Genomic DNA, 26,144 nt, shown 5'->3' on the forward strand with positions numbered 1-26,144 from the left:
GCTTCCCCGGTCTCCCCGTTGCTGCGGGGACCACCAAAAAATGAAAGGCAAGACAATGTCCACAACTGACACCACCCGGCCGACAGGCCGCCGTCGGTACGCCCGGACCCGCAGCGCCCTAGCCTCCGGAGCAGTCACGGCAGCCCTCATCCTGACCGGCTGCACCACGGTCGAGACGCCGACCGGCACCGGGGGCGGCGGAGGCGGAGGCGCCGGTGCCGCGGTCAACCCTGACTCGGCCGCCGATGCCGCCATCCGCGAAATAGTGGACGGCCGTGAAATCAAAGTCGGCTTTGCTCCCCCAATCCTCTCCGAGTTCTATACCCAAGTCGAAAAAGCGGCCTTCAACAAGATGAAGGAATACGAGGACCGGTTCGGTGTGAAGTGGACCTGGGAGCGGCAGGGCGCCCTCAACGACGCCCATTCAGGCACTGAAACCCTCGGCATCGTCCAGGGGTATATCGCCCGGGACTTCGACGCGGTCTTCGTCTGCTCCGCCGCCAACGCCGCCACGATGCAGGAACTGTACGGCCGCGGGCAGGAAGAGGGCGTCGACTTCTACCAGTTCAACTCCACGGAAGAGCTGGCCAATCCTTCCCAGGCCGAGGACCCCACCGGTGGCCTCAACACCGTCTCGAACATTGGCTATGACGACCGCTGGCAGTCCGGCTACATCGCCGGAAAGTACATCGGCGACCAGCTCAAAGGCGAAGGCCAGGTCATCCAGATCATGGGTCCCTCCGGATCGGACTGGACCAAGCTGCGCCAGCAGGGCTTCAAGAAAGCCATCTCGGAGTACCCCGGAATCGAGATCGTCGGACAGGCCGACGGCGGCTACGTACGGGACAAAGGGCTCAGGGCCGCGCAGGACCTGCTGACCAAAAACCCCGACGTCAACGCGATATACGGCGAAAATGAAGATATGGCGCTCGGCGCTTCCCAGGCAATCGACGCACGCGGCCTCAAGCATTGGGACGGGCAGGACGGCATCATCACCATCGGTGCTGACGGTCTCATTTCGGGCATGGACTCCATCAAGGCCGGCAAACTCACCGCCACCGTCGACGTGAACAGCGTCGAGATGGGGCACAGCATGATCGAAACCCTCTTCGCGCATGAAGTCCTGGGCATGGAGGTCAACCAGTTCGTCCGCATCCCGACCGATGTCGTCGACAAGTCGAACGTTGAGTGGCACCAGTCCGTCCTGCAGGAAAGCCAGCAGGGCGAGGGAAGCTACTAGGCCTTCCGGAGAACAACCACCGAACTGAGAGGTTCTACTGTGAGCAGCAATCGAAAAATGGACCCGGTGGACGTGGTCGTCGTCGGACTGGGAGGGGGCGGCGGACCGGCCGTCAAGGTCCTCAGCGAAGCCGGCTACAAAGTTGTCGGATTCGACAAGGGGCCGTGGCTTCGCCCGGAGGAACACTACTCCGGCGACGAGTTAAAGTTCCAGAACCGCAGCTACCTGTGGCCGGACGTGAAGCTGATGCCCAGGACGGTGCGCCGGGACGAAAACTCCGAAGCGCGGATCTTCAATTTCTCCCCCGTGCCCTCCAACGTCGGCGGCGGAACGAGCCACATGGCCGGCTGGATGCCCAGGCCGAGGGAGTCGGACTTCATCTTCCACTCCCTCCACGGGGATCTGGAAGGCGCAAGCCTGGCCGACTGGCCGTACCGCTACGAGGACCTGGAACCGTACCTGACCAAGGTTGAATGGAGCTACGGCATCTCGGGCCTGACCGGTGCAGACCGGGGGGAAGGCTTCCGCAGCAAGCCGTACCCCAGCGGGCCGTTGCCTCCGACCAGGTTCGGCAAGAAATTCTATGAAGGCTCCAACAAGCTGGGCATCAATTCCTTCCCGCTGCCCATGTCGCATCTGACCGAAGGCAACGCACTGGGCAGGGCGGCGGTGAACCGGACCAGTTTCTGGAACCAGTACGGCGACCCCACCCAAACCCGGTCCAGCGTGGCGACGACGTACATCCCCCAAGCCCTTGCCACCGGCAACCTGGAGGTGAGGGCCGACAGCTACGTCAGGGAAGTCAAACTGGGCAAGGACGGCCGGGCCACCGGCGTCATCTACATTGACCCCGAAGGCCATGAGGTCGAGCAGGACGCAGCCGTGGTCGTCCTTGCGCTTGGTGCCATCGAGTCGGCACGGCTCATGCTGCTGTCCAAATCGAACCGGTTCCCCGAGGGTCTCGCTAACGAGTCCGGCCTCGTCGGCAGGAACGCCACCTTCCACGAATACATCTTCGCGGTCGGACTGTTCGACAAGGACATCGAGGAGCCGCTGCGCGGCTGGACGGGGAACTACCAAAGCGGCGGTTCCACGCACTTCTACGAGACCGACGAAAGCAGGGGCCACATCGGCGGCGGCATCATCGCCACCACACAGATCGGACAGGCCATCAACGCGATCATGCCCGGCCGGCCGACCTGGGGCCAGGCCATGAAGGACGCCGACCGAAATTACTTCGACTATTCGATGAAGGTCGGATTCATCCTCCAGGACATGCCCCAGGAGACCAACCGGGTCGACCTTGACCCCGACGTCAAAGATGCCTGGGGGCTGCCGGTAGCGCGGATCACGAACAAGCCCCACGCCAACGACATCGCCATGAGCAAATGGCAGATCGACAAGAACGTGGAAATCCTCCAGGCCGCCGGGGCAACGAAAACCACCCCCCGTCTACTTGGGTGATGAATTTACCGGCAACGCCTGCCACCAGCAGGGCACTGTCCGGATGGGAACCGACCCTGGCAAGTCGGTGCTGAACGGATGGGGCCAGGCCCACTCGGTGGACAACCTCTTCGTGCTTGACGGCGCAGCCTTCCCCACCGCCATGGGCGTGAACCCAACACTCACGATCATGGCCCACTCCTGGCGCTGCGCAGACTACATCGCCGGCACCTACCTCAAGGGCCGCAGCTAGCGGCTGAACCTGCCGCCGGTTCCGCCGGTTGGAGATCGTAGAAAGGAAGACAAGATGGTTTCGAAAGCCGACTGGGAAATCGTTCCGATCCACATCGACCCCGACTCGGATGAAAAACTGTTCTTCACCGACCACGAGTGGGAAACCATCGAAGCCGCCGCCGCGCGGGTCATGCCCACCGACCATGATCCCGGGGCACGCGAGGCGAGGGTAATCGTCTTTATCGACCGTTACCTCTCGAGCATCGACTACCTTTACGCGGCAGCCGACGGCTCCGGCTTCCTGTCCCTGGCTGGTCAAGAAGCACGGTCTGCCCGGGCACGCATCGCCGACCTGCAGCGGCTCTACCGCGAAGGGGTCCACGAGCTCGACCGCCGGTCACGCGAGTTGCGGGCAGAGTCCTTTAAGGACGCGACCGAAGAAGTCCAGGACCAGGTGCTCGAGCAGGTCAGCGGCGCTCCCAAACCGGTGCCCGTATCGCTGACCTCCATGGAGGTGTACTACTCGCGGCTTCAGGGAAACACCGATGAAGACAAAAGTTTCTTCGACACCCTGTGCCTGCACGTCCGCCAAGGTTTCTACGCCGACCCGGTTTACGGCGGAAACAAAGACCAGATGGGTTGGAAGATGGTTGGTTTCGACGGGCCAAAAAACCTGCGCGACACCATGGACGGCACCTACAACACGGCCAAGTACTTCATCCAGGAATACGACTGGGAGGAACTGATTCCCGGCTTCAAGCAAGGCCAGGACAACGTGACAGAAGGCCCCGAAGACCCCGCCGGTAACGAAGCAGCCGATACGGCTTCGACACCGGACCGTACAGAGGAATCCAGCAAGTAAAGGGAAGACAATGACCGCCTACGAAGACAAGCTCAACAAGTACGTCGACCGTTCCAACAGCTTCATCCCCGAGACCATTGATCTGAGCAAGACCGTGGTCCACGCGCTCGACATCCAGAATCTCTGCCTCGACCCGGACGGGGCGGACTACATTCAAAGTGTCGGCGGAGCTCCCTCCGGGCAGGAATCCCTCGAACCGGCCAAGAGAATGATCGAACTCGCCCGCGAAAAGGGAATCAAAGTCATCTGGTCCATGTGGGGCATGCACCCCGAAGGTTACGACATCGGCATCTGGGGGCTGAAGTATCCGTCGTGGACAGAGCCAGATTCGCCGTTCAACCACGGGACGTGGAACGGCGCCCTTTGCAACGGATTCGAACCGCAAAAGGGCGAACCCGTCTTCCAAAAGCACCGCAACAGCAGCTTCTACGGGACGGCCTTTAACGAGTACCTGCAGCAGGACGGCGCCGAGTACCTCGTGATCGTCGGCTCTTCGACGGCCAACTGTGTACCGACCACGGCACGCGACGGTTTCGACCGGGGATACAAAGTGATCGTCGTGGCCGATTCCGGCACGGCTATTCCCGTCAACACCCACGGCCGCAACCCCGAGTTCGACCACGAAACCCCTGAGGGCTACGGGCAGTACTGGGAATCCCTGCGCAACATCCAAATCCAGTACGCGGACGTGATGTCCAGCGATGAGTTCGCGGCCCTCGTCGAACGCTCATCGCGGACGGCACAGGAGAGCTCGGTGACCGCAGAGGCAACTGCCGGCGGTTAAAACCCCGGTGGGTTTTACAGGGGGCGGGGCCGGTGGCCGGTACATCCACGGCCGGAAACCTGGGTATTCACCGGGGTGCCGGACCCGTCTCACTCCCGGTGTGCGCCGGAAGGCGGGCATCGACGTCGTCGTACTTCAAAAGCTTAAATCGCTGGGGACGAACTCTTGAGGACGAAGTCGCCGGTTCGTCGCAACTCATCGTCGCCGATCACGGTGACGGGATGCGCACGGGTTCCGATGCCGGACTTGCGACGGCCGGGAAGCCAGCGGATCAGTCGCCGTCCTCGTAACCGTCGATCTCGGCGATGTCGATGGTTTCGACCGAGCCAATGCCGAAGCGGCTGTTGCCCAGCCTGCGGATGATGACCGTCAGCCGTTCCTTGAGCTCATCCATCTGGTCGCCGCTGCCGCTGCTGAGCAGCCGCTCCAGCTCGGCAGCATGCTTGAGGGCCCGCTTGCCCTCGTCGGTGATCTGCACGATTTGCCGCCGGCGGTCAACATCGCTGCGGGCGCGGATGATGTGCCCATGGACTTCCAGCCTGCCCAGGGTCTTGCCCATGGTCTGCGCCTGCACGCGGACACGGGTCGCCAGCTGCGCCTGCGTCATTTCCCCCTCGGCGGCCAGCACCTCGAGGGCAATGACGCCGGCGTGGGTCAAACCGAGGCCGGCCAGCTTGTCGTTCCATTCGTGCTCGACGAGCCGGGCGGCGGTGGAGAGCAACCGTGGCATCGGCCAATTCTTCAAATCCGGCATGCCTTCAAGTATACGTACGTAGTCCGGGCGGCCCGAGTGCCATCTTGGCTATGCTGGTGCTGGAATCCCAGATCGCTAAGGAGCTGCCCCATGGCCGAACGACTGTCGACCGGCGACATCGCGCCGGAATTCACGCTGCAGGACTCGGCGGGCAACACCGTCTCGCTGGCCGATTATCGGGGCCAAAACGTTGTGGTCTACTTCTATCCTGCAGCTTCGACACCGGGCTGCACCAAGCAGGCCTGCGACTTCCGCGACAGTCTCGACTCGCTGAAGGGCGCCGGCTATACGGTGCTGGGAGTCTCCCCCGATCCCCTGCCGAAGCTGGTGAAGTTCGCGGAAAAGGAAGAGCTGAACTTCCCGTTGCTCTCCGACGAAGACCATGCCGTGGCCGAGGCTTATGCGGCCTGGGGCGAAAAGAAGAACTACGGCAAGGTCTACGAGGGCCTGGTCCGTTCCACGATCGTGGTGAATCCCGAGGGCAAGGTGGCGCTGGCCCAGTACAACGTCCGGGCCACCGGCCACGTGGCCAAGCTGCGCCGCGACCTCGGCCTGGACAACTAGGCGACCACAAAGGCACAAGACCCCCGCAAAACGACTGCCGCCATGCCGGTAGACTGATTGCTGTTCCGAAAATGCCCGGAACGCATGCGCGAGTGGCGGAATTGGTAGACGCGCTGGATTTAGGTTCCAGTGTCTTCGGACGTGCGGGTTCAAGTCCCGCCTTGCGCACCATCGACAGGAGCCCCGCAGCGTCACGTTGCGGGGCTCTTGCGCTTCACGGGCCCACTCCCGGCCCGCGGACGGCACGTCCGCCGCCGTCGTCGCGCGGGTCCGCTGGCGGCTGTCACCAAATTGTGATGGTTTTGGCGAACCACCGAACCTGAAACCGATGTTTTCGATCGGACATGTGACTAAGCTCTCATCAAGCGGACGCGTCACCGCGCCTCTGCCGGGTGCCGTACACAAAGTCGGCGTCACACCTCACGTCCCCGAGGAGCAGTCCATGTCATTTACTGACATCTTTTCCGGAGGCCAGCGCCGCGGTCGGCGCGCCGGAGCCGTCGTTGCCGGCCTGGCCGCCGGCGCACTCGTCCTGTCCGGCTGTGCCGAGAGCGAGCGCGGCGGCGGTGCGCAGGGCGAGACGGAGGAGGGTGTTAATTCGACGTTCGTATTCGCTGCGTCGTCTGATCCCAAGTCGCTGGATCCGGCCTTCGCCAGCGACGGCGAGTCCTTCCGCGTCAGCCGCCAGATCTTCGAGGGTTTGGTCGGCGTCAAGGAAGGGACCCCCGACCCTGAACCACTGCTGGCTGAATCCTGGGAGATGTCCGACGACGGGCTCTCCTACACCTTCCAGCTCAAGGAAGGCGTGAAGTTCCACGACGACACCGATTTCAACGCCGAGGCCGTCTGCTTCAACTTCGACCGCTGGTACAACTTCGAGGGGATCCAGCAGTCCCAGTCGGTGAGTTACTACTACGGCTCGCTGTTCCGCGGTTACTCGGACTCCCCCGAAACCGCCGTCTACGACTCCTGCGAGGTGGTCAGCGACACCGAGGTGACGGTGAACCTGGCCCAGCCCTTCGCCGGTTTCGTCGCAGCACTGTCGCTGCCGGCGTTCGCGATGCAGAGCCCCACCGCCCTTGATGAGTTCAACGCGGACGACGTCGGCGGTTCGGAAGAGGCTCCGGAGCTGAGCGAATATGCCATGGGGCACCCGGTTGGCACCGGCCCGTTCAAGTTCGACAGCTGGTCCGTCGGCGAGTCCCTGCAGCTCTCCGCCTTCGACGGCTACTGGGGCGAACAGGGCCAGGTCCAGCAGATCATCTTCCGGATCATCGAAGACCCCAATGCCCGCCGGCAGGCGCTGGAGGCCGGGGACATTGACGGCTACGACCTGGTGGCGCCGGCCGATACGCAGTCGCTGGCCGACGCCGGCTTCAACGTCATTTCGCGCGATCCGTTCACCATTCTGTACCTGGGCATGAACCAAGAGGAGGAAGCGCTGAAGGACCTCAAGGTCCGCCAGGCGATCGCCCACGCGATCGACAAGGAAGCGCTCGTCCGTCAGACGCTGCCCGAGGGCACCAAGGTCGCCACGCAGTTCGTCCCGGACACGGTCAACGGCTACAACGACGACGTCACCACGTACGAGTACGACCCGGAGAAGGCGCGGGCGCTGCTCGAAGAGGCCGGCTACGGCGACGGCCTGGAGCTGATGTTCAACTACCCCACCGGCGTGTCCCGGCCGTACATGCCGACGCCGGAACAGGTGTTCACCAACCTGAGTGCCCAGCTCGAGGAGGTCGGCATCACCATTGAGGCGCAGCCGGACAAGTGGTCCCCGGATTACCTGGACCGCATCCAGGCCAGCGCGGACCACGATATCCACCTGCTCGGATGGACTGGCGACTACAACGACACGGACAACTTCGTCGGGGTTTTCTTCGGCCAGGAGAAGCCGGAGTTCGGCTTCAATAACAAGGAGCTGTTCGACAAGCTGTCCAAGGCGCGCGAGACCAGCAGCGTCGAGGAGGCGACGCCGCTGTACGAGGAGATCAACGAAGACATCGCGCAGTACCTCCCGGCGATCCCGCTGGCGCACCCGGCGCCGTCGCTCGCCTTCGCCCCACGGGTGACCTCCTATCCGGCCAGCCCGGTGAACGACGAGGTGTTCAACGCCATCGAGCTCAGCGAGTAGCCACGTCCTGCCGGGGTCCGCATACCGCGGACCCCGGCAGGCAGGCCCGCCACGGCCAGAACCACCAGCGGGCGGCGCCCGGCCTGCTGCCGACAAGGCAAATTCCACCGCATCCGGCGCGAGGCCGGGACCGGGATCCGGAAGGACGCTGTGCTCAGAGTCATTATCAAGCGCATCGCGCTGCTCATCCCGACGCTCTTCGGGCTTTCCCTGCTGCTGTTCCTGTGGGTTCGCAGCCTGCCCGGCGGGCCGGCCACGGCGCTGCTCGGCGACCGTGCCACGCCCGAGGCAGTGGCACGGATCAACGAGCTCTACGGCTTCGACCGGCCGCTGATCGAGCAGTACTTCGTCTACATGGGCAAGCTGCTCCAGGGTGACTTCGGCACCTCGATCCTCACCGGCCGGCCCGTGCTGACGGAGTTCGCGACCCGCTTCCCGGCGACGGTGGAGCTGACGGTCGTTGCCCTGATCATCGCCGTCGGGATCGGCATCCCGCTCGGCTATCAGGCAGCCAGGTACTACGGCAAGTGGCCCGACCACTCCTCCGTCGTGCTGTCGCTCGTGGGGATCACCGTCCCGGTCTTCTTCCTAGCCTTCATCCTCAAGTGGTTGTTCGCCATCCAGCTGCCTTGGTTCCCTACCGACGGCCGGCAGAACCCCAGGATCAACGCCACGCACGTCACCGACTTTTATGTGCTCGACGGCCTGCTCACCCGCGAATGGGATGCCGCCTGGGATGCGCTGCTGCACCTGGTGCTGCCCGGGATCGCGCTGGGCACCATCCCGCTGGCCATCATCGTGCGCATCACGCGGGCCTCGGTCCTGGAGGTGCAGAACGCGGACTATGTGCGCACCGCGCGTGCCAAGGGGCTGCTGCAGAAGACCATCCGCAACCGGTTCATCCTGCGCAACGCGATGCTGCCGGTCACCACCACCATCGGCCTGCAGCTGGGGCTGCTGATTTCCGGGGCCGTGCTGACCGAGACGGTGTTCGCCTTTAACGGCATCGGGCGGTTCCTGCGCGACGCGATTTTCAACTTGGACTACCCCGTCCTGCAGGGGTTCATCATCTTCATCGCCGTGCTGTATTCGCTGATCAACCTGGTCGTGGATATTTCCTACAGCATCATCGACCCGAGGGTGCGTGTCTAATGAGCACAACACTTCCGCCGCAGTCGGGCGGCGACATCCGGACCACCCCCGAGCCACCGGGCGCCCCCGGCGCTCCCGCCAGCAGCGGGCCCGCGGGCACCAGCCTTTGGAAGGACGCGTTCCGCAGGCTCCGCAGGAATCCGCAGGCCATCGCCGGCGCCATCATCGTGGGCCTGTTCGTGCTGACCGCCGTCCTGGCGCCGGTGCTGGCACCCTACGGCGGCCAGGACCTGCCCGGCCGCACCTATATCACGCCCACTCACATTCCGGGCTTCGGCGAGGTGGAAGGCTTTCCCCTGGGGCTCGACCGTTTCGGCGGGGACCTGCTCAGCAAACTCATCTGGGGTGCACAGGCCTCGCTGTTGATCGGCGTCGTCTCCACCGCCATGGGACTGGCCGGGGGCATGCTGCTGGGCATCCTCGCCGGCGGCTTCGGCGGCTGGATCGACAGCGTGATCATGCGCGGGGTCGACATCCTGCTCTCCGTGCCGAACCTGCTGCTGGCGGTGTCCATCGCGGCCATCCTGGGGCAGGGAGCGTATGCGGTGATGATCGCCATCGGCGTGGCGCAACTGCCGATCTTCGCGCGGCTGCTGCGGTCGTCGATGATCTCCCAGCGCAGCGCGGACTACATGCTGGCAGCGCAGACGCTGGGCCTGAGCCGGGGCACCATCATCATGAACCACCAACTGCCCAACAGCGTGGGCCCGGTCATCGTCCAGGCCACCCTGACGCTGGCCACCGCGGTCATCGACGCCGCGGCGCTCTCCTTCCTGGGCCTGGGCGGCGGGCGCCCGCAGACCGCCGAATGGGGCCGCATGCTCACCTACGCGCAGGCCGAACTGGGCATCGCGCCGCAGTTGGCGTTCCTGCCCGGCCTGTGCATCGCCGTCACCGCGTTGGGCTTCACGCTGCTGGGCGAATCCCTGCGGGAAGCACTGGATCCCAAGACCCGGGCCAAGTAGCAGGAAGCGCTTTCAGCCGGCCGGGGTGGCCGGCGGCGGGGCCCCGCCGTCGTGCCGCCGCCGCTGGCGGGCCATGTGCATCATGGCGGCGAAGCCGGCAATGAACAGCACCTCCAACGCCGCCAGCCACCAGAGGGCGCCCCACCTGCCCTCACCGACGACGATGACCGCCCCGACCGCCAGCATCACGGTGCCGATCACCAGCACGAAGACGGCGAAGCCGATGGCCACCGCGGCGCTGCGCACACCGGTCCGGAAGCCGAAGCCTTCCGGCCGGTGATCGTCAGGCTCCGGGACGGAGCCTGGCCCGGCACCCTCAGGACGCAATCTCGGGATCCTCCGCCTGAATGTCCAGTTCGTTGCCCGGGATGGAAGCCAGCAGGCGCCGCGTGTAGGGGTGCCGCGGGTTGGTGAACACTTCCTCCGAGCTGGCTGCCTCCACCAGTTCGCCGTCCTTCATCACGCAGACGTAGTCGGAGATCAGCCGCACTACGGCCAGGTCGTGGGAGATGAAGAGGTAGCTCAGGCCCAGCTCCGCCTGGAGGTCCCCCAGCAGCTTCAAAATCTGCGCCTGCACCAGCACATCCAGCGCGGAGACCGGCTCGTCGCAGATGATCAGTTCGGGCTTCAGGGCCAGGGCACGGGCAATCGCCACGCGCTGCCGCTGGCCGCCGGAGAGCTCGGACGGGTAGCGCCGCAGCATGTTCTGCGGCAGTGCGACCTCGTCCATCAGCTCGCGCACGCGGACCGAGCGTTCCCTCGCGCTGCCGCGCTTGTAGGTGGACAGCGGCTCTTCGACGATCCGCTCGATGGTGAACATCGGGTTCAGGGACGAATACGGATCCTGGAACACCGGCTGCACCCGCTGGCGGAAGTCCCGCAGCTGCGCCTTGGTCAGGTTCGCCACATCCATTCCGTCGAAGGTCATGGTGCCGCTGGTCGGCTCGATCAGCTTCAGCAGCATGCGGGCGGTGGTGGTCTTGCCGGAGCCCGACTCGCCGACGATGGCGACCGTGTGCCCGCGCGGGATATCCAGCGTCACGTTCTTCGCCGCGTAAAAGTCCTCGGCCTGGCCGCGGATCTTGTACACCTTGGTCAGGTCGCGCAGCTCCACGATGTTGTCCGTCTTCTGAGCCTCGGCGGCCGCGGGAGCTTCGGTGACGTGTTCCTGGAAAACCTTCTCCGCCCGTTCGGCGCGCACAGCCGAGTTGCCGGTGAACGCCCCCGGCATCAGGCGCACGGCCGCGACGCTCGGCGCCGCCTTCACCAGCGCCCGGGTGTAGGGGTGCTGCGGGTCCTCCAGCAACTGCCGCGCCGGGCCGGTCTCCACTACTTTGCCGCGGTGCATCACCACCAGTTCCGACGCCCGTTCGGCCGCCAGGCCCAGGTCGTGGGTAATGAGCAGCACGGCCGTCCCCAGTTCATGGGTCATCGACTCGATCTGGTCCAGGATGGTGCGCTGGACTGTCACATCCAGTGCCGACGTCGGCTCGTCGGCGATCAGCAGCCGCGGCTGGCAGGCCAAGCCGATGGCGATCAGGGCGCGCTGGCGCATCCCGCCGGAAAACTCATGGGGATACTGCTTGGCGCGTTCCTTGGCGTTGGGCAGCCCGGCGGCCTCCAGGACCTCCACGACCTTCCGGTCCACGTCCCGCCTGGTCGCCATGCCGTGAACCAGCAGGGTCTCCGCCACCTGCGAGCCGATCCTGGTGACCGGATTCAGGTTGGACATCGGGTCCTGCGGGACCAAGCCGATCTGGCGGCCCCGGATGGTCCGCATCCGATGCTCCGACAGCCCCACGAGCTCCTGGCCGTCGAAGCGGATGCTCCCGGCGGTAACTCGTCCGTTATCGGGCAGCAGGCCAATCACGGCCATCGCCGTGGTGGACTTCCCGGAACCGGATTCGCCAACAATCGCCAGCGTCTTGCCCTGTTCCAAGCGCAGCGAGGCGCCCTCCACCGCGGAGACTTGCCCGTACGTGGTGCGGAAAGCAACGGCCAGGTCCCGGACCTCGAGTAGGGCGGCGTCGTCGGCATGTTCGGTCATGGTTCCATCCTGCCCCAAACACGCGCGGATGTGGCCTATGTCTCATCGGGATTTCGCCGCGCAGGCTCCGGTACAGGAGTCGATTAGACTTGAAGATCATCCCGCCTGCCCCCAAGGAGCCTGAAGCGTGACACCGCCCCCCGCGCGCCGCACCGTGCTGAAGGCAGGCGCAGCGGCAGCGGCCGTGTTGCTCGCCGGCTGCACCTCGGAGCCGGGCAGGCCCGTCCCGTCCACCGTCTCGCCCAGCGAACAGCCGACCGCCTCGCCCGCGGACACCACCTTCACCATGGGCATTGCCGCCACCCCGGTGACCCTTGACCCGGCGCTGGCACTGGATACCGAGTCCTACCGGGTGACCCGCCAGGTGCTGGAAACCCTGATCGGGGTGGACGCGGCGACCGGCGTCCCGGCGCCGCGGCTGGCAACCGAATGGATCGAATTGGACGAGGGCCGCTCCTACCGCTTCCGGCTGCGCCCAGGGGTCACTTTCCATGACGGCACGGAGTTCGATGCCGAAGCGGTCCGCGCCAACTTCGAACGCTGGTACCGGCTCCCCCGGGACGCCCGGCCGGTGGAAGGCGGGCTGGCGTTCCGGTCGGTCTTCGGCGCGTTCGCCGAGGACGAGGACGAATCGCTCTACCACAGCTGCGAGGTGCTGGGCCCGCTGGAGGTCCAGCTGAACCTGACGCGCCGGTTCACCGGCCTGGTCGCATCGCTGGCCATGCCGGCCTTTGCCATCTCCTCGCCGGCGGCGCTGAAGGCGGGGGCGGCGGACCGGCTGACGGAGGAACGCGGCGGCAACAAGGTATCCCGCTACGGACTGGCCCCGGTGGGGACCGGCCCGTTCACCTTCGCCAACTGGGAGCAGGACCGCGTGGTGCTCTCCGCCTACCAGGGATACTGGGGTGCGGCCGGCGATGTGCGCACGGTGGTGTTCAAGGCGCTCCCGCATCCGACGACACGGCTGCGCGCCCTGGAAGCCGGGGACATCGACGGCTACGACCTGGTCACCCCGGCCACGTACGCGGACCTGGTCCGGGCCGGCATGCAGGTGTTGCAGCGCGACCCGTTCTCCGTGGTCTACCTCGGCATGAACCAGGCAGCCGACGGGCTGGACGACATCACCATGCGCCAGGCCATCGCCCATGCGATCGACCGGCAGGCGCTGATCGACAGCTTCTTCCTGCAGGGCACCAAGGAGGCCATGCAGTTCATCCCGCGCAGCCTGGGCGTGACCAATGAGACCATCCCCTACTACGCGTACAACCCGGAGCGCTCGCGCGAACTGTTGGCCGACGCCCGGTACGACGGCGCGGAACTGACCTTCTACTATCCGCTGGGCGTCACGCGCGCCTACCTGCCCACCCCCGAAAAGGTGTACGCGGAGCTGAGCCGCCAGCTCACCGCCGTCGGGATCAATATCAAGCCGGTGCCCATCCCGTGGGACGAGGGCTACCTGGCCACGATCCAAGGCTCCACCGGCCACGCCCTGCACCTGGCCGGCATGAGCGGCAGCTACCGCGATCCGGACAACTTTGTGGGCCCGCTCTTCGGCAGCAAATCGATGGAGTTCGGCTACGACAGCGCGCAGATCCGCAGCAAGATAGCCCGCGCCAAGACCCTGCCCGAGGGCGAAGACCGCGTGCAGGCCTACCACAGCATCAACGAGCAGCTGGCCCGCGCGGTCCCCGCGGTGCCGCTGGCGTTCCCCATCTCCGCACTGGCCATGGGGCCTCGGGTGGCGAGCTACCCGGCCAGCCCGATGCTCGACGAGGTCTACAACATGATCGAGCTGGGCCGGGGCTGACGCGGCGGCGGTCAACACGGCCGGTGGGCAATTTTAACGCTGCCGCCGCCGCCGCGTCTGTCTATTGGGTCACATCGATAACGGCAGATTTTAGTCTCGCTGGCGCAGCGCGCTAGGCTTTCAACTGCTGGCACAGCTGCTATTGGAGATTGAGTTGACTGCAAACATTCCCTCGGGATCATCCAAGAACGTCGACGTCGCGCTGATTGGCGGCGGCATCATGAGCACCACCCTCGGCTCCTTCATCAAGCAGCTGCAGCCGGACTGGAGCATCAGCCTGTTCGAGAACCTCGACGAGGTGGGCCTGGAAGCCTCGGACCCTTGGAACAACGCGGGCACCGGACATGCCGCGCTCTGCGAGCTGAACTACACCCCCGCCTCGGTGGACGGGTCCGTTCCCACCGCCAAGGCCGTCGGCATCAACGAGAAGTTCCACATCTCGCGCCAGTTCTGGTCGCACATGATCCGCGAGGGCCACATCTCGTCGCCCAGGGAATTCGTTAACCCGCTGCCGCACATGAGCTTTGTCTGGGGCGATGACCACGCGGACTACCTCAAGCGCCGGCATGAAGCGCTAAAGCAAGAACCGCTGTTCGAGCAGATCGAGTTCTCCGAGGACCACGCCGCCATCAACGAGTGGGCGCCGCTGATCATGGGCGGCCGCGATCCGCAGCAGCGCGTGGCCGCATCCCGCGTCGCCGGCGGCACCGATGTGGACTTCGGCTCCCTGACCCGCAAACTGGCCGGCTACCTGACCGCCAACGGCGTCGAGCTGAACTACGGCCACCGCGTGCTGGACGTCTCCCGCAACACCGACGGCCGCTGGACCCTGGAGATCAGGAACAACGCCACCGGCGAAAAAACCAAGGTCAACGCCCGCTTCGTGTTCATCGGAGCCGGCGGCGGCGCCCTGCACCTGCTCCAGCGCTCCGGCATCCCCGAGTCCAAGGGCTACGGCGGGTTCCCGGTGTCCGGACAGTTCCTCCGCTGCACGGACGAGACAGTCATCGCAGCCCACAACGCCAAGGTCTACGGCCAGGCCTCCGTGGGCGCCCCGCCCATGTCGGTGCCCCACCTGGATACCCGCTTCGTCAACGGCAAGCGCTCCCTGCTCTTCGGCCCGTACGGCGGCTTCTCGCCGAAGTTCCTCAAGACCGGCTCGCTGCTGGACCTGCCGCTGTCCGTTCGCCCGACCAACCTGGTCCCCATGCTGGCCGTGGCCAAGGACAACTTCGGCCTGGTGAAGTACCTGGTCACCGAGGTGCTCAAGACCCGCGAAGGCAAGAACGAGGCCCTGCGGGCCTTCCACCCGGAGGTTGCCGGCGACCAGTGGGAGCTGATCACCGCCGGCCAGCGTGTCCAGGTGATCAAGAAGGACCCGAAGAAGGGCGGCGCCCTGCAGTTCGGCACCGAGGTCATCGCATCCGCCGACGGCAGCATCTCGGCCCTGCTCGGTGCCTCCCCCGGCGCTTCCACCGCCGCGCCGATCATGATCAGCCTGCTGGAACGCTGCTTCCCGCTGGAGTTCAAGGGCTGGGAACCCAAGCTGAAGGACATGATCCCCGGCTACGGAGTGAACCTGAACGAGAACCCCTCGATGTTGGCCGAGATCACCGCCGACACCGACCGGGTGCTCGAACTGGCCTGACCCCGGTCCGATCCGACAAGCCGCTGAACTAAGCTTCAAGCCATGCACAAGCTGGCAACGCTGTCCCTGGCGAATCGTGCGTTGATCGCGCTGATTACGGTCTTTGTGGCCGTCTTCGGCGTGATCACCATGGGTTCCCTGAAGCAGGAACTCATTCCCTCGCTCGAGTTCCCGCGGATCACCGTCGTCAGTTCCATGCCCGGCGCGTCGCCGGAAGTCGTGGACAAGCAGGTCAGCGAACCGCTGGAACGCGCGCTCACCGCCGTCGAGGGCCTCGAGTCCTCCTCGGCGGTTTCGCGTACCGGCTTCTCCACCGTCAACCTCACGTTCGTTTACGGCACCAACCTGGACCGGGCGCGCAGCCAGGTGGACCGCGCCATCTCCAACGTCCGCCAGCAGCTGCCCGAGGACGTCTCGCCGCTGTCGCTGGCCGGCAGCATCGATGACTTCCCCATCGTCTTCATGGCGGTCTCCTCCGACCTGACGCTGAGCGAGCTGAGCAACGAGCTGAACCGGCTGACGGTGCCCCGGCTGCAGAACATCCCCGGCGTGCGCGGGGCCGAAGTCTCCGGCGGCCCCGGCCGGCACATCGCCATCCTGCCGGACGGCGATGCCATGGAGGAGGCCGGCGTCGGCGTTTCCGCCATCGTGGACAGCCTGGCAAACAGCGGCGGCCTGGTCCCCGCCGGCGCCGTGCAGCAGGACGGCCAGAGCCTCTCCGTGCAGATCGGCAGCCCGCTGGACAGCCTGGAGGCCATCGAAAACCTGCCGCTCTCCCCCGCTGAAACAACGACGGCGGAGCAGCCTTCCGTGCCTTCCGCACTGGAGGCGGGGCGGGCACCCGGGCAGTTCCCCGGCGAGGGCCAGCCGGCCCCGCCGGGCAGCGGGACAGACCAGGGCCTGGTGCCCGTGCCGGACACCGTGCCCGCCCCGGACCGGCCCGGCCGGCAGCCGGACCCCGCGCCGGCCGACCCTGCCACCATCGGCGAGGTGGCCGACGTCGGCATTGCCGACGACGAGCAGACCTCGATTACCCGGACCAACGGCGAGCTGACGCTGGCCTTGGCCGTCACCAAAACGCCGGAGGGCGATACCGTGGCCATCTCGCACGCCATCGGGGAGATGCTGCCCGAACTGGAGGCCGAACTGGGCGACCGGGCGCAGATCACCACGGTGTTTGACCAGGCCCCGTTCATCGAGACGTCCATCAAGGACCTGACCACCGAGGGCCTGCTGGGGCTGGGCTTCGCGGTGCTGATCATTTTGGTGTTCCTGCTCTCCGTGCGCTCCACGCTGATCACGGCGATTTCCATCCCGCTGTCGCTGCTGGCAACGTTCATCGGCCTGAATGCGCTCGGCTACTCGCTGAACATCCTGACCCTCGGCGCGCTGACGATCGCCATCGGGCGCGTCGTGGATGACTCGATCGTGGTGGTCGAGAACGTCAAACGGCACCTGAACTACGGCGAACCCAAGCGCGACGCCATCCTGGCGGCGGTCCGCGAGGTCGCCGGTGCCATCACCGCTTCCACCCTGACGACCGTTGCGGTGTTCCTGCCGATCGCGTTCGTCGGCGATTTGGCCGGCGAGCTGTTCCGGCCGTTCGCCATCACCACCGCGCTGGCCCTGCTCGCGTCCCTGGCGGTGTCGCTGACCATCGTGCCGGTGCTGGCCTACTGGTTCGTGAAATCCCCCGCGGCACAGCAACACTTGGACGCTTCCGCGGTGCGTGCGGCGGCCTCCGAGAAGGAACGCCGCTCGCTGCTGCAGCGCGGCTACCTGCCGGTGCTCGCCGGCACGCAGCGGCACCCGGTGCTCACCACCATGGCGGCCCTGCTGGTGCTGGCCGGCACCGGCGCCATGGTGCCGCTGATGCAGACCAACCTGCTGGGCGACAGCGGACAGAACAGCTTCAGCCTGCGCCAGCAGATGCCGGCCGGGACCAGCCTGGCGACCACCGACGAGGCAGCCGCCCCGGTCGAGGAGCTGCTGGCCGGGATGGAAGGGATAGAGGCGGTCCAGGTCACCATGGGCAACGCCGGAGGCGGCCTGGGGACGTTCCTCTCCGCGGGGGCTTCGGTGGCCCAGTACACCGTCATCACCGAGGAAGGCATCGACCAGGCCGCGCTGCGCGACCGGGTGCGCTCCGCCGTCGAAAAGCTGCCCGGCGAGGCGACGTTCACGCTGGGCACCCAGGGCGGCGGCTTCGGCACGTCCAGCACCGTGGACGTGGAAATCTCCGCGAGCGGGCCGGAAGAGCTGCGGGACGCCTCCGACCGGCTGGTGGAACTGCTGCGGGAGGTACCCGGGGCCGCGGAGGTGTCCAGCAACCTCTCGGCGGCCGAGCCCGTGGTTCAGGTGTCCGTGGACCGGGCCAAGGCCGTGGCTGCGGGGCTGGACGAGGAGCAGGTCGCGGGCCTCCTGGCGTCCACGATCAGCCCGCTGCCCGGCGGCACCGTGCGGATCGGCACGACCGACTTCCCGGTGCTGATCGGGGAAGGCAGCGATTTCGCCAGCGTCGAGGAACTGCGCGGCGTCGAGGTGCCCACAGCGGCCGGGCCGGTGCCGCTGACCGACCTGGCCACCGTGGAGGAAACCGATGTGCCGACGTCGATCAGCGCCAGCGGCGGCGAACGCACCGCCGTGGTCTCCGTGACCCCGGAGGGAGAAAACCTGGGTGCCCTCAGCGGCGAGGTGGCGGCCGCCCTGGACGGCACCGACCTGCCGGCCGGGGTCACGGCGGATTTGGGCGGCGCGGCCACGCAGCAGGCCGAGTCCTTTGAACAGTTGGGCTGGGCGCTGCTGGCCGCCGTCGCCATTGTCTACGTGATCATGGTGGCCACGTTCAAGTCCCTGGTGCAGCCGCTGATCCTGCTGGTCTCCATTCCGTTCGCGGCCACGGGGGCCATCGGGCTGCTGGTCGTCACACGGATCCCGCTGGGGCTGCCGTCGCTGATCGGCATGCTGATGCTGGTGGGCATCGTGGTGACGAATGCGATCGTGCTGATCGACCTGATCAACCAGTACCGGCGCCCGCACGACGGCCGGCCCGGCATGAACGTGGCGGACGCGATCACCCACGGCGCGAGACGCCGGCTGCGGCCCATCCTGATGACGGCGCTCGCCACGGTTTTTGCGCTCACGCCGATGGCGCTGGGACTGACCGGCGAGGGCGGTTTCATCTCGCAGCCGCTGGCCGTGGTGGTGATCGGCGGCCTGGTGTCCTCCACCGCGCTGACGCTGGTGCTGGTGCCGGTGCTGTACCGGCTGGTCGAAGGCCGGCGCGAGCGCCGGGCGAACGAGCGGCATACACTCGAGGCAGAACTGGTTCCGGCCGGACGCTGACCGGCGTACCCGGAACCCTGGAGGTACCGAACATGCCAGATCCGGAAACCATGCCGGCCGGGCCGGGCCGTCTGGACCGGCTCACGGACCGGCTCCCTGCCCCGCTGCGCAAATATGGGCAGCAGATGGGCGGTTGGCGCCGGGTCCAGCTGGCGTTCAAGACCGCGTTGGCGTGCGCCATCGCGTGGTTCATCGCCCTGCGGCTGCCCGGCGACGTGGACCAGTACCCCTATTACGCCCCGCTGGGCGCCCTGATCAGCATGTATTCCACCGTCGCCGACTCCATCAAGACCTCTTTGGAGACACTGGCCGGGCTGATGCTGGGCATCGGCCTGGCCATGCTCCTGCTGCTGACGGTCGGCCCGCACTTCGTGACGGTGGGCCTGCTGGTGTTCCTGGGGGTTCTGGTCGCGGGGCTGCCGCGGCTCGGGGCCGGCAGGGAGTGGGTTCCCATGGCCGCGCTGTTCGTCCTGCTGGTGGGCGGTTCCAATGCCGGCGACTACTCGCTCGGCTATGCCGTGCAGATGGCGGTGGGAGTGGTCGTCGGCATCACCGTGAACTTCCTGCTGTTCCCGCCGTTGAACTTCAACGTAGTGGGACGCAGCCTGCAGCAGCTGCAATCCGACCTCGCCCGGCAGCTGGAGGACATGGCCGAGGCGCTCCGGGAGAACTGGCCGCCGGAACGCAAGGATTGGGCGTCGAACGGCGAGAGCATCACTCGGCTGGGCAACCAGGTGCGGCAGGCCGTCCAGACCGCCGACCGCAGCCGCAAGGCCAATCCGCGGCGCAGGTTCCATCACCGGGACCTGGAGGCCGATTGGCGGAATCTGCGCACGTTGGAGCGTGCCGCCTTCCATACCCAGGACATGACCGAGGTGCTCAGCGCCGTGATCTGGGACGAGACCATGCATCTCCCCGACCCCGTGCTGGCCCCGATGGCCAACGCACTGGAAGCCACGGCCGAGGCAATCAGAAGCATGACCGCCGAGGACCTGCCGGAGAAGTTGGAGGCCGCGCGCGATGCGCAGCACCGCCTCACCGGAATCGTGGCCGGCACGGTGTCCTCAGAGTCCCCCGCCACGGCGGCAGGATCCGTGGCGGTCAGCCTGGAACGCATACTGGCCGCGCTTGGCCGGCATGTAAAGGACCCCTCTGGCGGCCAGGCCCGTTAGTCAGGCCGCAGGTACCTCGCCCCGGGCCCTCCCTCTCCGACACGGAGGGTCAACCGACGGCGATGGTAGCCGTTCGCCCGTGATGAAAGGTTGAACCAACTTCCCGGGGTTCCCCTTGCCCGGAATATCGGGTTTTATGTACCTACTCGTGTCGAGCAGCTGGCACTAAAATCCTCCGGATCGGGAGAGTGATTTGTCAGATTTGGGCGAGCGCCGCCTATCAGCGCCTGGCCGAGTTGCTGCCGTTCCCTTTGTTGGCGCATTTGAATCGACTTACCTGCCGCGACACGGCCGCGACGTGGCCGAACTGACGGGAAGCTTCGCCGACTGGGGCGGCCACCTGGAGCACATGCGCGCGGCGGGCGTAGGCAGCGTGCGGTTTCCAATTCGATGGCACCGCGTGGAAGCAGAACAAGGCGTGTTCGATTGGTCCGAGACCGACCGGCAACTTCAGTTTTTGCGGGCTCGTGGCATGGAGCCCGTAGTCGACCTGGTGCACCACACGAGCTACCCGCAATGGCTCGACGACGGTTTCAGGGACCGGAGATTTGCACCCGCTTACCTGGAGTACGCGGAGGCCGTGGCGCGGCGCTACCCCTGGTTGACGTCCTACACGTTGTTCAATGAGCCCTTCGCCACCCTTTTCCTCTGCGGCCACGAAGCCTTGTGGCCCCCCTACGACAGTGGAGTCGACGGCTTTGTGCGCCTTGTGCGCAACGTCCTGCCGGCCGTCGCCGAGGCGGCCCGTCGCTGGTCGGAGCTGCTGCCGCAAGCCCGCCATGTCTGGGTGGATACCTGTGAACACCATGACGGGGCAGCGGGCGGACCGGCGGAGTACGCAGCTCTCGCCAACGACCGGCGGCACGTCCTGCTGGATTTGGTGCTCGGACACGAACTGACCGCGGACCGCCCCTTCCTAAGGGAAATCGTCAAGCACGGCGGCGAAGATCTGCTGCAACTGGCCCCCGTGCGCGTGGATGTACTGGGCCTCGACTATTATTGCCACTCCGAGTGGTGGTATGAGGAGTCCCGCGCGCACGCGCCCTCGCCCCACCCGCTGGGCTTTGCCGCACTGGCCGAGCACTACGGCTCCCGCTACGGGCTGCCGATGCTCCTGAGCGAGACCAACATCCGGGGAACCGCCTCCGATCGCGCGTCTTGGTTGCGTTACACCTTGGAACAGTACGAACTGGCGCTATCCCGCGGGATCCGGCTCGAGGGATACTGCTGGTTTCCCTTCGTAGACTCCTGCGACTGGGACTCCATGCTCGCCCGTGCCGCCCGCCGTCCCGACCCGGTCGGCGTCGTCGGCGCCGGCTCGAGGGGAAGCAGGACAGACACCACCTGCTTCACGGACTCCTGGATGGCTGCGGCATCCGGCACCTCCAGCCGCGACCTGCCCGCGTACCGCTTTCAACCGCCGTGCGACAGCCAGCTCCGGGGATTGCTGCCCCAGATGAGCCACTGGCCCTGGCGCGATCCTCCTGAAGAGGCGATCATCCCGCCCGCCCACCACGCCGACGAAGAGGAACACAGAATGAATCCCTCTGAAGACCCTGACCTGGTCGTGCTCTCCCACCTGAGGTGGACCTGGGTCTGGCAACGCCCGCAACACCTTGTTTCCCGGTTTACCGCCGCCCGCACCCGGACCGGTGCCCGAACGTGGTTTCTGGAGGAGCCGATGCCGGCCAAGGTCGAACAACCGGTCCTGCGGCATCAGAACGTGGACGGCATCACCAGGGTCTGGCTTGAACTTCCTGAAGTTGGCGGACAGCCGCCCGTCCTCGGATTCGACGCACCCGGCGCGGAAGAATACGGCGCTCTGTTCCGCGCCTTGCTGGCGGCCCACGCACGGCCGGCCTCACCCGACGTATTGATCTATACGCCGATGGCGCTGGAGATAGCACGCACCCTCGAACCCGGGGTCCTCTGCTATGACGTCATGGACGATTTGGCGTCGTTTCGAAATGCACCCAAAGCCATGCAAACCCGGCAACGCCAGGCGCTGGCCGAGTCCGATGTGGTTTTTGCAGGAGGCGCCTCCTTGCACCGCAGCGTCAGCCGCTTCGTAGGCGATTCCTGCCACCTCTTTCCCAGTGGCGTGGATGCCGCACACTATGAGACCTCCCGGCTTCTCCGCGAGGAGCGGGCGCCCGACAGCCGGAAGGTAGCGGGCTACGTGGGTGTCATCGATGAACGGCTCGACCTTGGTCTGCTGGACGGGCTCGCCGCGATGCTCCCTGACTGGTTGTTTCGGATCGTGGGACCGGTCGCCAAGATAGATCCTGCCACGCTGCCACAGGCTCCGAACATCGAATACACCGGCATGGCCGAGTACGCCGAGCTGCCAGGTGTCATGGCTGAATTCGACGTGGCCTTGATGCCGTTCGCCATGAACGAGGCGACACGCTCGATCAGCCCGACGAAGACGCTCGAGTATTTGGCCGCCGGTCTTCCCGTGGTTTCGACACCGGTTCCGGATGTTGTTGCCGGTTACAGGGGGCTCGTCCACATCCAGGTGGACGCGGCTGGCTTCGCCGACGCCTGCGAAACGGCGCTGAGTGATTCCTCGGCCGAACGGGACCGGCGGATGCGGCCGTTGCAGAGACTCCTCGGCTGGGATGCGATCGCGGTACAGATGCACCGTTTGATCTGCCAGGGAACCGCTGCAGGAGAATTGCCGGACGAGGAAACCGCATGACCTCCGCGGCCGAGGGCAAACGCTTCGATGTGGCGGAGGATTTGGAACGCGCCCATGAACGAGGAGTCGGCGCGGCAATAGCGGGCCTGCAGGACGCCGCGCTGGGCAGGAGACGCCTGACAGGCCCTGCCGTTCCGGCGCTCGCTGAGGCGGCCGTTAGTTCTGCCACGCCGTACCTTCGCGCACCGCTGCTGGCGAGGATTTCTGCCGTCCTCATGCTTCATCCGCCAGCCGGGAACGAACAGGGAGAATGCGCAACCTGCGGCACCCCGGCCCCGTGCATGACGGCTGAGGCGCTGAAATGGTAGCGGCCGGAGACAACGGTCCCGACCTCATTGTCGTCGGCGCAGGCCTCTTCGGACTGACCGTGGCTGAGACGGTAGCACGTCAGTACGGTGCTCGCGTGCTGATACTCGAACGCCGTTCCCACCCCGGCGGCAACGCCTGGTCGGAGGAGGAACCGGAGACCGGCATCGAAGTGCATCGGTACGGCGCACACCTGTTCCACACGTCCAATGAGCGGGTCTGGAACTATGTCAACCGGTTCACATCGTTCACCGGCTACCAGCACCGCGTGTTCACGGTCTTCAAGGGGAATGTGTACCCGATGCCCATCAACCTGGGCACGATCTGCGCCTATTTCGGCCGCCACCTCTCACCGGACCAAGCCAGGGAGTTGATCCGCCAGCAGGCGCAGGAGGTACCGGTTACAGAGGCCGGCAACTTGGAAGAGAAAGCCATCTCGTTGATCGGCCGTCCGTTATACGAGGCCCTGGTGCGTGGCTACACGGCCAAACAATGGCAGACGGACCCGCGGGAACTCAGCCCCGATATCATCACCCGGCTGCCCGTGCGCTACACCTTCGACAACCGCTACTTCACCGACACCTACGAAGGCTTGCCGAGGGAGGGCTACGGCCACTTTCTTTCGAACTTTCTCCGGTCGCCCAGGATCGACCTGCACCTGAATACCGATTTCTTCCACGTCCGTGCGCAACTCCCAACGGGTGTCCCGCTGGTCTACACTGGGCCGCTGGACCGCTACTTCGGATATGCCGCCGGGGCCTTGTCCTGGCGCACCCTGGACTTCGAACAAGAAATCCTGCCGACCGCGGACTTCCAGGGCACACCCGTGATGAACTACGCCGATGAAGACATTCCGTGGACCCGTATCCACGAATTCCGCCATTTCCATCCCGAACGGCAATACCCTAAAGACCGCACCGTGATCGTCCGCGAATACTCCCGGACAGCCGGTCTCAATGACGAACCGTACTACCCGATCAATACCAGCGAGGACAGGGACAAGCTCATCACGTACCGTCAGCTCGCGGGCCAGGAACCGAACGTGTTCTTCGGGGGGCGCCTCGGCACCTACAAGTACCTCGACATGCACATGGCCATAGCGTCCGCGCTGGGTTTGGTCGACAATTCCATCGGCCCCCTCCTCGGCCGCGCGTCGATGTAGGCCTGTGCCTCTGCGCCTTGCCGCGTAAGCCGGCAAGGAGCATCCCGGGTTGAAAGGCATGCCGGGTTACCGGATGGGCTTGGTGACCGATCCCACGACTCCGCCCGGAATGTATCCCGGTGTCGGCCGTTAACAACAGTGAATGCAAATGCATGTAAACTGATGGATAACAAGCACGACGAAAGGTACATTATGGAACTCGGCGTATTCAGCGTCAGCGACGTTACCTTGGACCCGACCACCAACCGCATGCCCACGGAGCGCGAGCGGATCAAGGCGTCGGTGGCCATCGCGAAAAAGGTCGAAGAAATCGGCATGGATGTCTACGCCATCGGCGAGCACCACAACCCGCCGTTCTTCTCCAGCTCCCCCACCACGCTGCTGGCCTACATCGCCGCGCAGACCGAGCGGATCACGCTCTCCACCGCCACCACGCTGATCACCACCAACGATCCGGTGAAGATCGCCGAGGACTTCGCCATGCTCCAGCAGCTGGCCGACGGCCGGGTGGACCTGGTGCTGGGCCGCGGCAACACCGCGCCGGTCTACCCCTGGTTCGGCAAGAACATCCAAGACTCGCTGGAGCTGACGGTGGAGAACTACGCCCTGCTGCGCAAGCTCTGGGACGAAGAAGTCGTGAACTGGCAGGGCAAGCACCGCACCCCGCTGCACAACTACACCTCCACGCCCCAGCCCCTGGACGGCGTCGCACCCTTCGTCTGGCACGGCTCGATCCGCACGCCGCAGATTGCGGAACTGGCGGCCTATTACGGTGACGGCTTCTTTGCCAACAACATCTTCTGGCCGAAGGAGCACTACATGCAGCTCATCGGCCTGTACCGCGAGCGCTACGAGCACTACGGCCACGGCACCGCCGACCAGGCAATCGTGGGCCTGGGCGGACAGTTCTTCATGCGCAAGAACTCCCAGGACGCGGTCAACGAATTCCGGCCCTACTTCGACAACGCGCCCGTCTACGGCCACGGACCGTCCCTGGAGGACTTCACCGCGCAGACCCCGCTGACCGTCGGCAGCCCGGAGCAGGTCATCGAGAAGACCCTGGCCTTCGCGGACTACTTCGGCGACTACCAGCGCCAGTTGTTCCTGATCGACCACGCCGGCCTGCCGCTGAAGACCGTACTGGAGCAACTGGACCTGTTCGGCGAAGAAGTGCTGCCGGTGCTGAAGAGGGAGTTCGCCGCCCGCAAGCCGGCGCATGTACCGGACGCCCCGACCCACGCCAGCCGCAAGGCCGCGCGCGACGCCAAGGAAGCTGCCGGGGAGTCGGTGTCCCATGGCTGATTCAGGCGGTCCTGAGATCAGGACGACGGCGGCGGCCTGGGAATCGCTGTTCCGCACCCAGGTGGCGGTGATGCGCCGGCTGCAGCAGCTTCCCGAGTTCAAGAAGCTTGCCATGCGCGAGTACGACGTCCTCTTCAACCTGAGCCGGTGCCCGGGCGGCTGGAGCCGGCTGAACGAGCTGAACGAGGCGCTGTTGATCAGCCAGCCGAGCCTCAGCCGGATGGTTGACCGCTTGGAGAAGAAAGGCCTGGTTCTCCGGCGCACGGCCCCCAACGACCAGCGGGGCATCGAGATCTCACTGACCGACGAAGGCCGCGCGTTGCAGAAGGAGATCGGCCGGCAGCACGTGAAGCACCTGCATTCCATGCTCGCCCCGCTGCTGTCCGAGGAGGAATTCGGGCAACTGCAGGAGCTGACCGACAAACTGCGGGCAGGCCTGAAGTAACGGCTGAAAAGCCCGGAGGCCGCCGCTTCTGCGCCGGCCTCCGGGCTTTTTGCTGCCCGTTCGCGCCCCGGCCC

The 26,144-nt window shown here is 65.8% G+C and carries 20 protein-coding genes and 1 tRNA gene; 18 read left to right on the forward strand and 3 right to left on the reverse strand.

From position 1 onward, the window contains the following. Positions 1-55: 55 nt before the first annotated feature. From AC5RV3_RS03820 to AC5RV3_RS03840, 5 genes are read left to right on the forward strand one after another with little or no spacing between them, the layout of a single operon-like run. Positions 56-1,240 carry a sugar ABC transporter substrate-binding protein gene (locus AC5RV3_RS03820; protein ID WP_494111269.1) on the forward strand — a complete coding sequence of 395 codons (1,185 nt, stop codon included), beginning with the start codon at positions 56-58 and terminating at the stop codon, positions 1,238-1,240. A gap of 39 nt (positions 1,241-1,279) precedes the next feature. Then, complete coding sequence (locus AC5RV3_RS03825; protein ID WP_494120962.1) at positions 1,280-2,704, forward strand: GMC family oxidoreductase N-terminal domain-containing protein; 1,425 nt, start codon at positions 1,280-1,282, stop codon at positions 2,702-2,704. Positions 2,705-2,747: 43 nt separating this feature from the next. Beyond that, entirely contained in the window at positions 2,748-2,936 is a 189-nt protein-coding gene (locus tag AC5RV3_RS03830) for a GMC oxidoreductase (RefSeq protein WP_494120963.1), read from the forward strand. Between the two features lie 54 nt (positions 2,937-2,990). Further along, the gene (locus tag AC5RV3_RS03835; protein WP_494120964.1) at positions 2,991-3,779 is read left to right on the forward strand and encodes a gluconate 2-dehydrogenase subunit 3 family protein; all 789 of its coding nucleotides are present in this window, start codon (positions 2,991-2,993) and stop codon (positions 3,777-3,779) included. A 10-nt stretch (positions 3,780-3,789) separates the two neighbouring features. Next, on the forward strand, positions 3,790-4,563 hold the full coding sequence (locus tag AC5RV3_RS03840) for a cysteine hydrolase family protein (protein WP_494120965.1): 774 nt from the start codon (positions 3,790-3,792) through the stop codon (positions 4,561-4,563). 271 nt (positions 4,564-4,834) lie between these two features. On the opposite strand, the gene AC5RV3_RS03845 is transcribed toward AC5RV3_RS03840, so the two are convergent. Then, the gene (locus AC5RV3_RS03845; protein ID WP_494111265.1) at positions 4,835-5,293 is read right to left on the reverse strand and encodes a MarR family winged helix-turn-helix transcriptional regulator; all 459 of its coding nucleotides are present in this window, start codon (positions 5,291-5,293) and stop codon (positions 4,835-4,837) included. 114 nt (positions 5,294-5,407) lie between these two features. Here AC5RV3_RS03845 and bcp point away from each other — a divergent pair, with 114 nt between their 5' ends. The 5 genes from bcp (at position 5,408) to AC5RV3_RS03870 (ending at position 10,135) form a co-directional block, all read left to right on the forward strand. After that, complete coding sequence (gene bcp / locus AC5RV3_RS03850; protein WP_494120966.1) at positions 5,408-5,881, forward strand: thioredoxin-dependent thiol peroxidase; 474 nt, start codon at positions 5,408-5,410, stop codon at positions 5,879-5,881. A gap of 86 nt (positions 5,882-5,967) precedes the next feature. Next, a tRNA-Leu gene (locus AC5RV3_RS03855) sits at positions 5,968-6,052 on the forward strand. Positions 6,053-6,323: 271 nt separating this feature from the next. Continuing rightward, positions 6,324-8,018: an ABC transporter substrate-binding protein gene (locus tag AC5RV3_RS03860; protein WP_494120967.1), complete on the forward strand. Its 1,695-nt coding sequence runs from the start codon at positions 6,324-6,326 to the stop codon at positions 8,016-8,018. Between the two features lie 150 nt (positions 8,019-8,168). Beyond that, positions 8,169-9,170, forward strand: coding sequence for an ABC transporter permease (locus AC5RV3_RS03865; RefSeq protein ID WP_494111262.1), 1,002 nt, complete (start codon positions 8,169-8,171; stop codon positions 9,168-9,170). Further along, a complete protein-coding gene (locus AC5RV3_RS03870) occupies positions 9,170-10,135 on the forward strand; it encodes an ABC transporter permease (RefSeq protein ID WP_494120968.1) in 966 nt (321 codons plus the stop codon). The genes AC5RV3_RS03865 and AC5RV3_RS03870 overlap by 1 nt, the downstream gene beginning before the upstream one ends. 12 nt (positions 10,136-10,147) lie before the next feature. On the opposite strand, the gene AC5RV3_RS03875 is transcribed toward AC5RV3_RS03870, so the two are convergent. Both AC5RV3_RS03875 and AC5RV3_RS03880 read right to left on the reverse strand, forming a co-directional pair. Then, positions 10,148-10,462: a hypothetical protein gene (locus tag AC5RV3_RS03875; protein WP_494120969.1), complete on the reverse strand. Its 315-nt coding sequence runs from the start codon at positions 10,460-10,462 to the stop codon at positions 10,148-10,150. Continuing rightward, the gene (locus AC5RV3_RS03880) at positions 10,452-12,182 is read right to left on the reverse strand and encodes an ABC transporter ATP-binding protein (RefSeq protein WP_494120970.1); all 1,731 of its coding nucleotides are present in this window, start codon (positions 12,180-12,182) and stop codon (positions 10,452-10,454) included. Before AC5RV3_RS03880 ends, AC5RV3_RS03875 begins: the two co-directional genes overlap by 11 nt. A gap of 127 nt (positions 12,183-12,309) precedes the next feature. On the opposite strand from AC5RV3_RS03880, the gene AC5RV3_RS03885 reads away from it, so the two are divergent. The 8 genes from AC5RV3_RS03885 (at position 12,310) to AC5RV3_RS03920 (ending at position 26,070) form a co-directional block, all read left to right on the forward strand. Next, positions 12,310-13,989 (forward strand): ABC transporter substrate-binding protein, encoded by a 1,680-nt coding sequence (locus AC5RV3_RS03885; protein ID WP_494120971.1) that lies wholly within the window; start codon positions 12,310-12,312, stop codon positions 13,987-13,989. 154 nt (positions 13,990-14,143) lie between these two features. Then, positions 14,144-15,637, forward strand: coding sequence for a malate:quinone oxidoreductase (locus tag AC5RV3_RS03890; protein WP_494120972.1), 1,494 nt, complete (start codon positions 14,144-14,146; stop codon positions 15,635-15,637). A gap of 42 nt (positions 15,638-15,679) precedes the next feature. Next, a complete protein-coding gene (locus AC5RV3_RS03895; RefSeq protein WP_494120973.1) occupies positions 15,680-18,982 on the forward strand; it encodes an efflux RND transporter permease subunit in 3,303 nt (1,100 codons plus the stop codon). A 32-nt stretch (positions 18,983-19,014) separates the two neighbouring features. Further along, positions 19,015-20,154: an FUSC family protein gene (locus AC5RV3_RS03900; protein ID WP_494120974.1), complete on the forward strand. Its 1,140-nt coding sequence runs from the start codon at positions 19,015-19,017 to the stop codon at positions 20,152-20,154. A gap of 298 nt (positions 20,155-20,452) precedes the next feature. Continuing rightward, positions 20,453-22,855: a family 1 glycosylhydrolase gene (locus tag AC5RV3_RS03905; protein WP_494120975.1), complete on the forward strand. Its 2,403-nt coding sequence runs from the start codon at positions 20,453-20,455 to the stop codon at positions 22,853-22,855. Positions 22,856-23,156: 301 nt separating this feature from the next. Beyond that, positions 23,157-24,323: a UDP-galactopyranose mutase gene (gene glf / locus AC5RV3_RS03910; protein ID WP_494120976.1), complete on the forward strand. Its 1,167-nt coding sequence runs from the start codon at positions 23,157-23,159 to the stop codon at positions 24,321-24,323. A 192-nt stretch (positions 24,324-24,515) separates the two neighbouring features. Then, positions 24,516-25,625 carry an LLM class flavin-dependent oxidoreductase gene (locus AC5RV3_RS03915; RefSeq protein ID WP_494111254.1) on the forward strand — a complete coding sequence of 370 codons (1,110 nt, stop codon included), beginning with the start codon at positions 24,516-24,518 and terminating at the stop codon, positions 25,623-25,625. Continuing rightward, entirely contained in the window at positions 25,618-26,070 is a 453-nt protein-coding gene (locus AC5RV3_RS03920; RefSeq protein WP_494111253.1) for a MarR family winged helix-turn-helix transcriptional regulator, read from the forward strand. The genes AC5RV3_RS03915 and AC5RV3_RS03920 overlap by 8 nt, the downstream gene beginning before the upstream one ends. The last annotated feature ends 74 nt before the right edge of the window (positions 26,071-26,144 follow it).

The organism is Arthrobacter sp. Y3221114 (assembly GCF_059092625.1).

What these genes read in the sequence shown, in the direction of transcription:
- AC5RV3_RS03880 (WP_494120970.1), bottom strand. Translation starts at nt 12,182, where the DNA reads ATGACCGAACATGCCGACGACGCCGCCCTACTCGAGGTCCGGGACCTG.
- AC5RV3_RS03915 (WP_494111254.1), top strand. Translation starts at nt 24,516, where the DNA reads ATGGAACTCGGCGTATTCAGCGTCAGCGACGTTACCTTGGACCCGACC.
- AC5RV3_RS03895 (WP_494120973.1), top strand. Translation starts at nt 15,680, where the DNA reads ATGCACAAGCTGGCAACGCTGTCCCTGGCGAATCGTGCGTTGATCGCG.
- AC5RV3_RS03900 (WP_494120974.1), top strand. Translation starts at nt 19,015, where the DNA reads ATGCCAGATCCGGAAACCATGCCGGCCGGGCCGGGCCGTCTGGACCGG.
- AC5RV3_RS03820 (WP_494111269.1), top strand. Translation starts at nt 56, where the DNA reads ATGTCCACAACTGACACCACCCGGCCGACAGGCCGCCGTCGGTACGCC.
- AC5RV3_RS03845 (WP_494111265.1), bottom strand. Translation starts at nt 5,293, where the DNA reads ATGCCACGGTTGCTCTCCACCGCCGCCCGGCTCGTCGAGCACGAATGG.
- AC5RV3_RS03920 (WP_494111253.1), top strand. Translation starts at nt 25,618, where the DNA reads ATGGCTGATTCAGGCGGTCCTGAGATCAGGACGACGGCGGCGGCCTGG.
- AC5RV3_RS03840 (WP_494120965.1), top strand. Translation starts at nt 3,790, where the DNA reads ATGACCGCCTACGAAGACAAGCTCAACAAGTACGTCGACCGTTCCAAC.
- AC5RV3_RS03830 (WP_494120963.1), top strand. Translation starts at nt 2,748, where the DNA reads ATGGGAACCGACCCTGGCAAGTCGGTGCTGAACGGATGGGGCCAGGCC.
- bcp (WP_494120966.1), top strand. Translation starts at nt 5,408, where the DNA reads ATGGCCGAACGACTGTCGACCGGCGACATCGCGCCGGAATTCACGCTG.
- AC5RV3_RS03860 (WP_494120967.1), top strand. Translation starts at nt 6,324, where the DNA reads ATGTCATTTACTGACATCTTTTCCGGAGGCCAGCGCCGCGGTCGGCGC.
- glf (WP_494120976.1), top strand. Translation starts at nt 23,157, where the DNA reads ATGGTAGCGGCCGGAGACAACGGTCCCGACCTCATTGTCGTCGGCGCA.
- AC5RV3_RS03835 (WP_494120964.1), top strand. Translation starts at nt 2,991, where the DNA reads ATGGTTTCGAAAGCCGACTGGGAAATCGTTCCGATCCACATCGACCCC.
- AC5RV3_RS03870 (WP_494120968.1), top strand. Translation starts at nt 9,170, where the DNA reads ATGAGCACAACACTTCCGCCGCAGTCGGGCGGCGACATCCGGACCACC.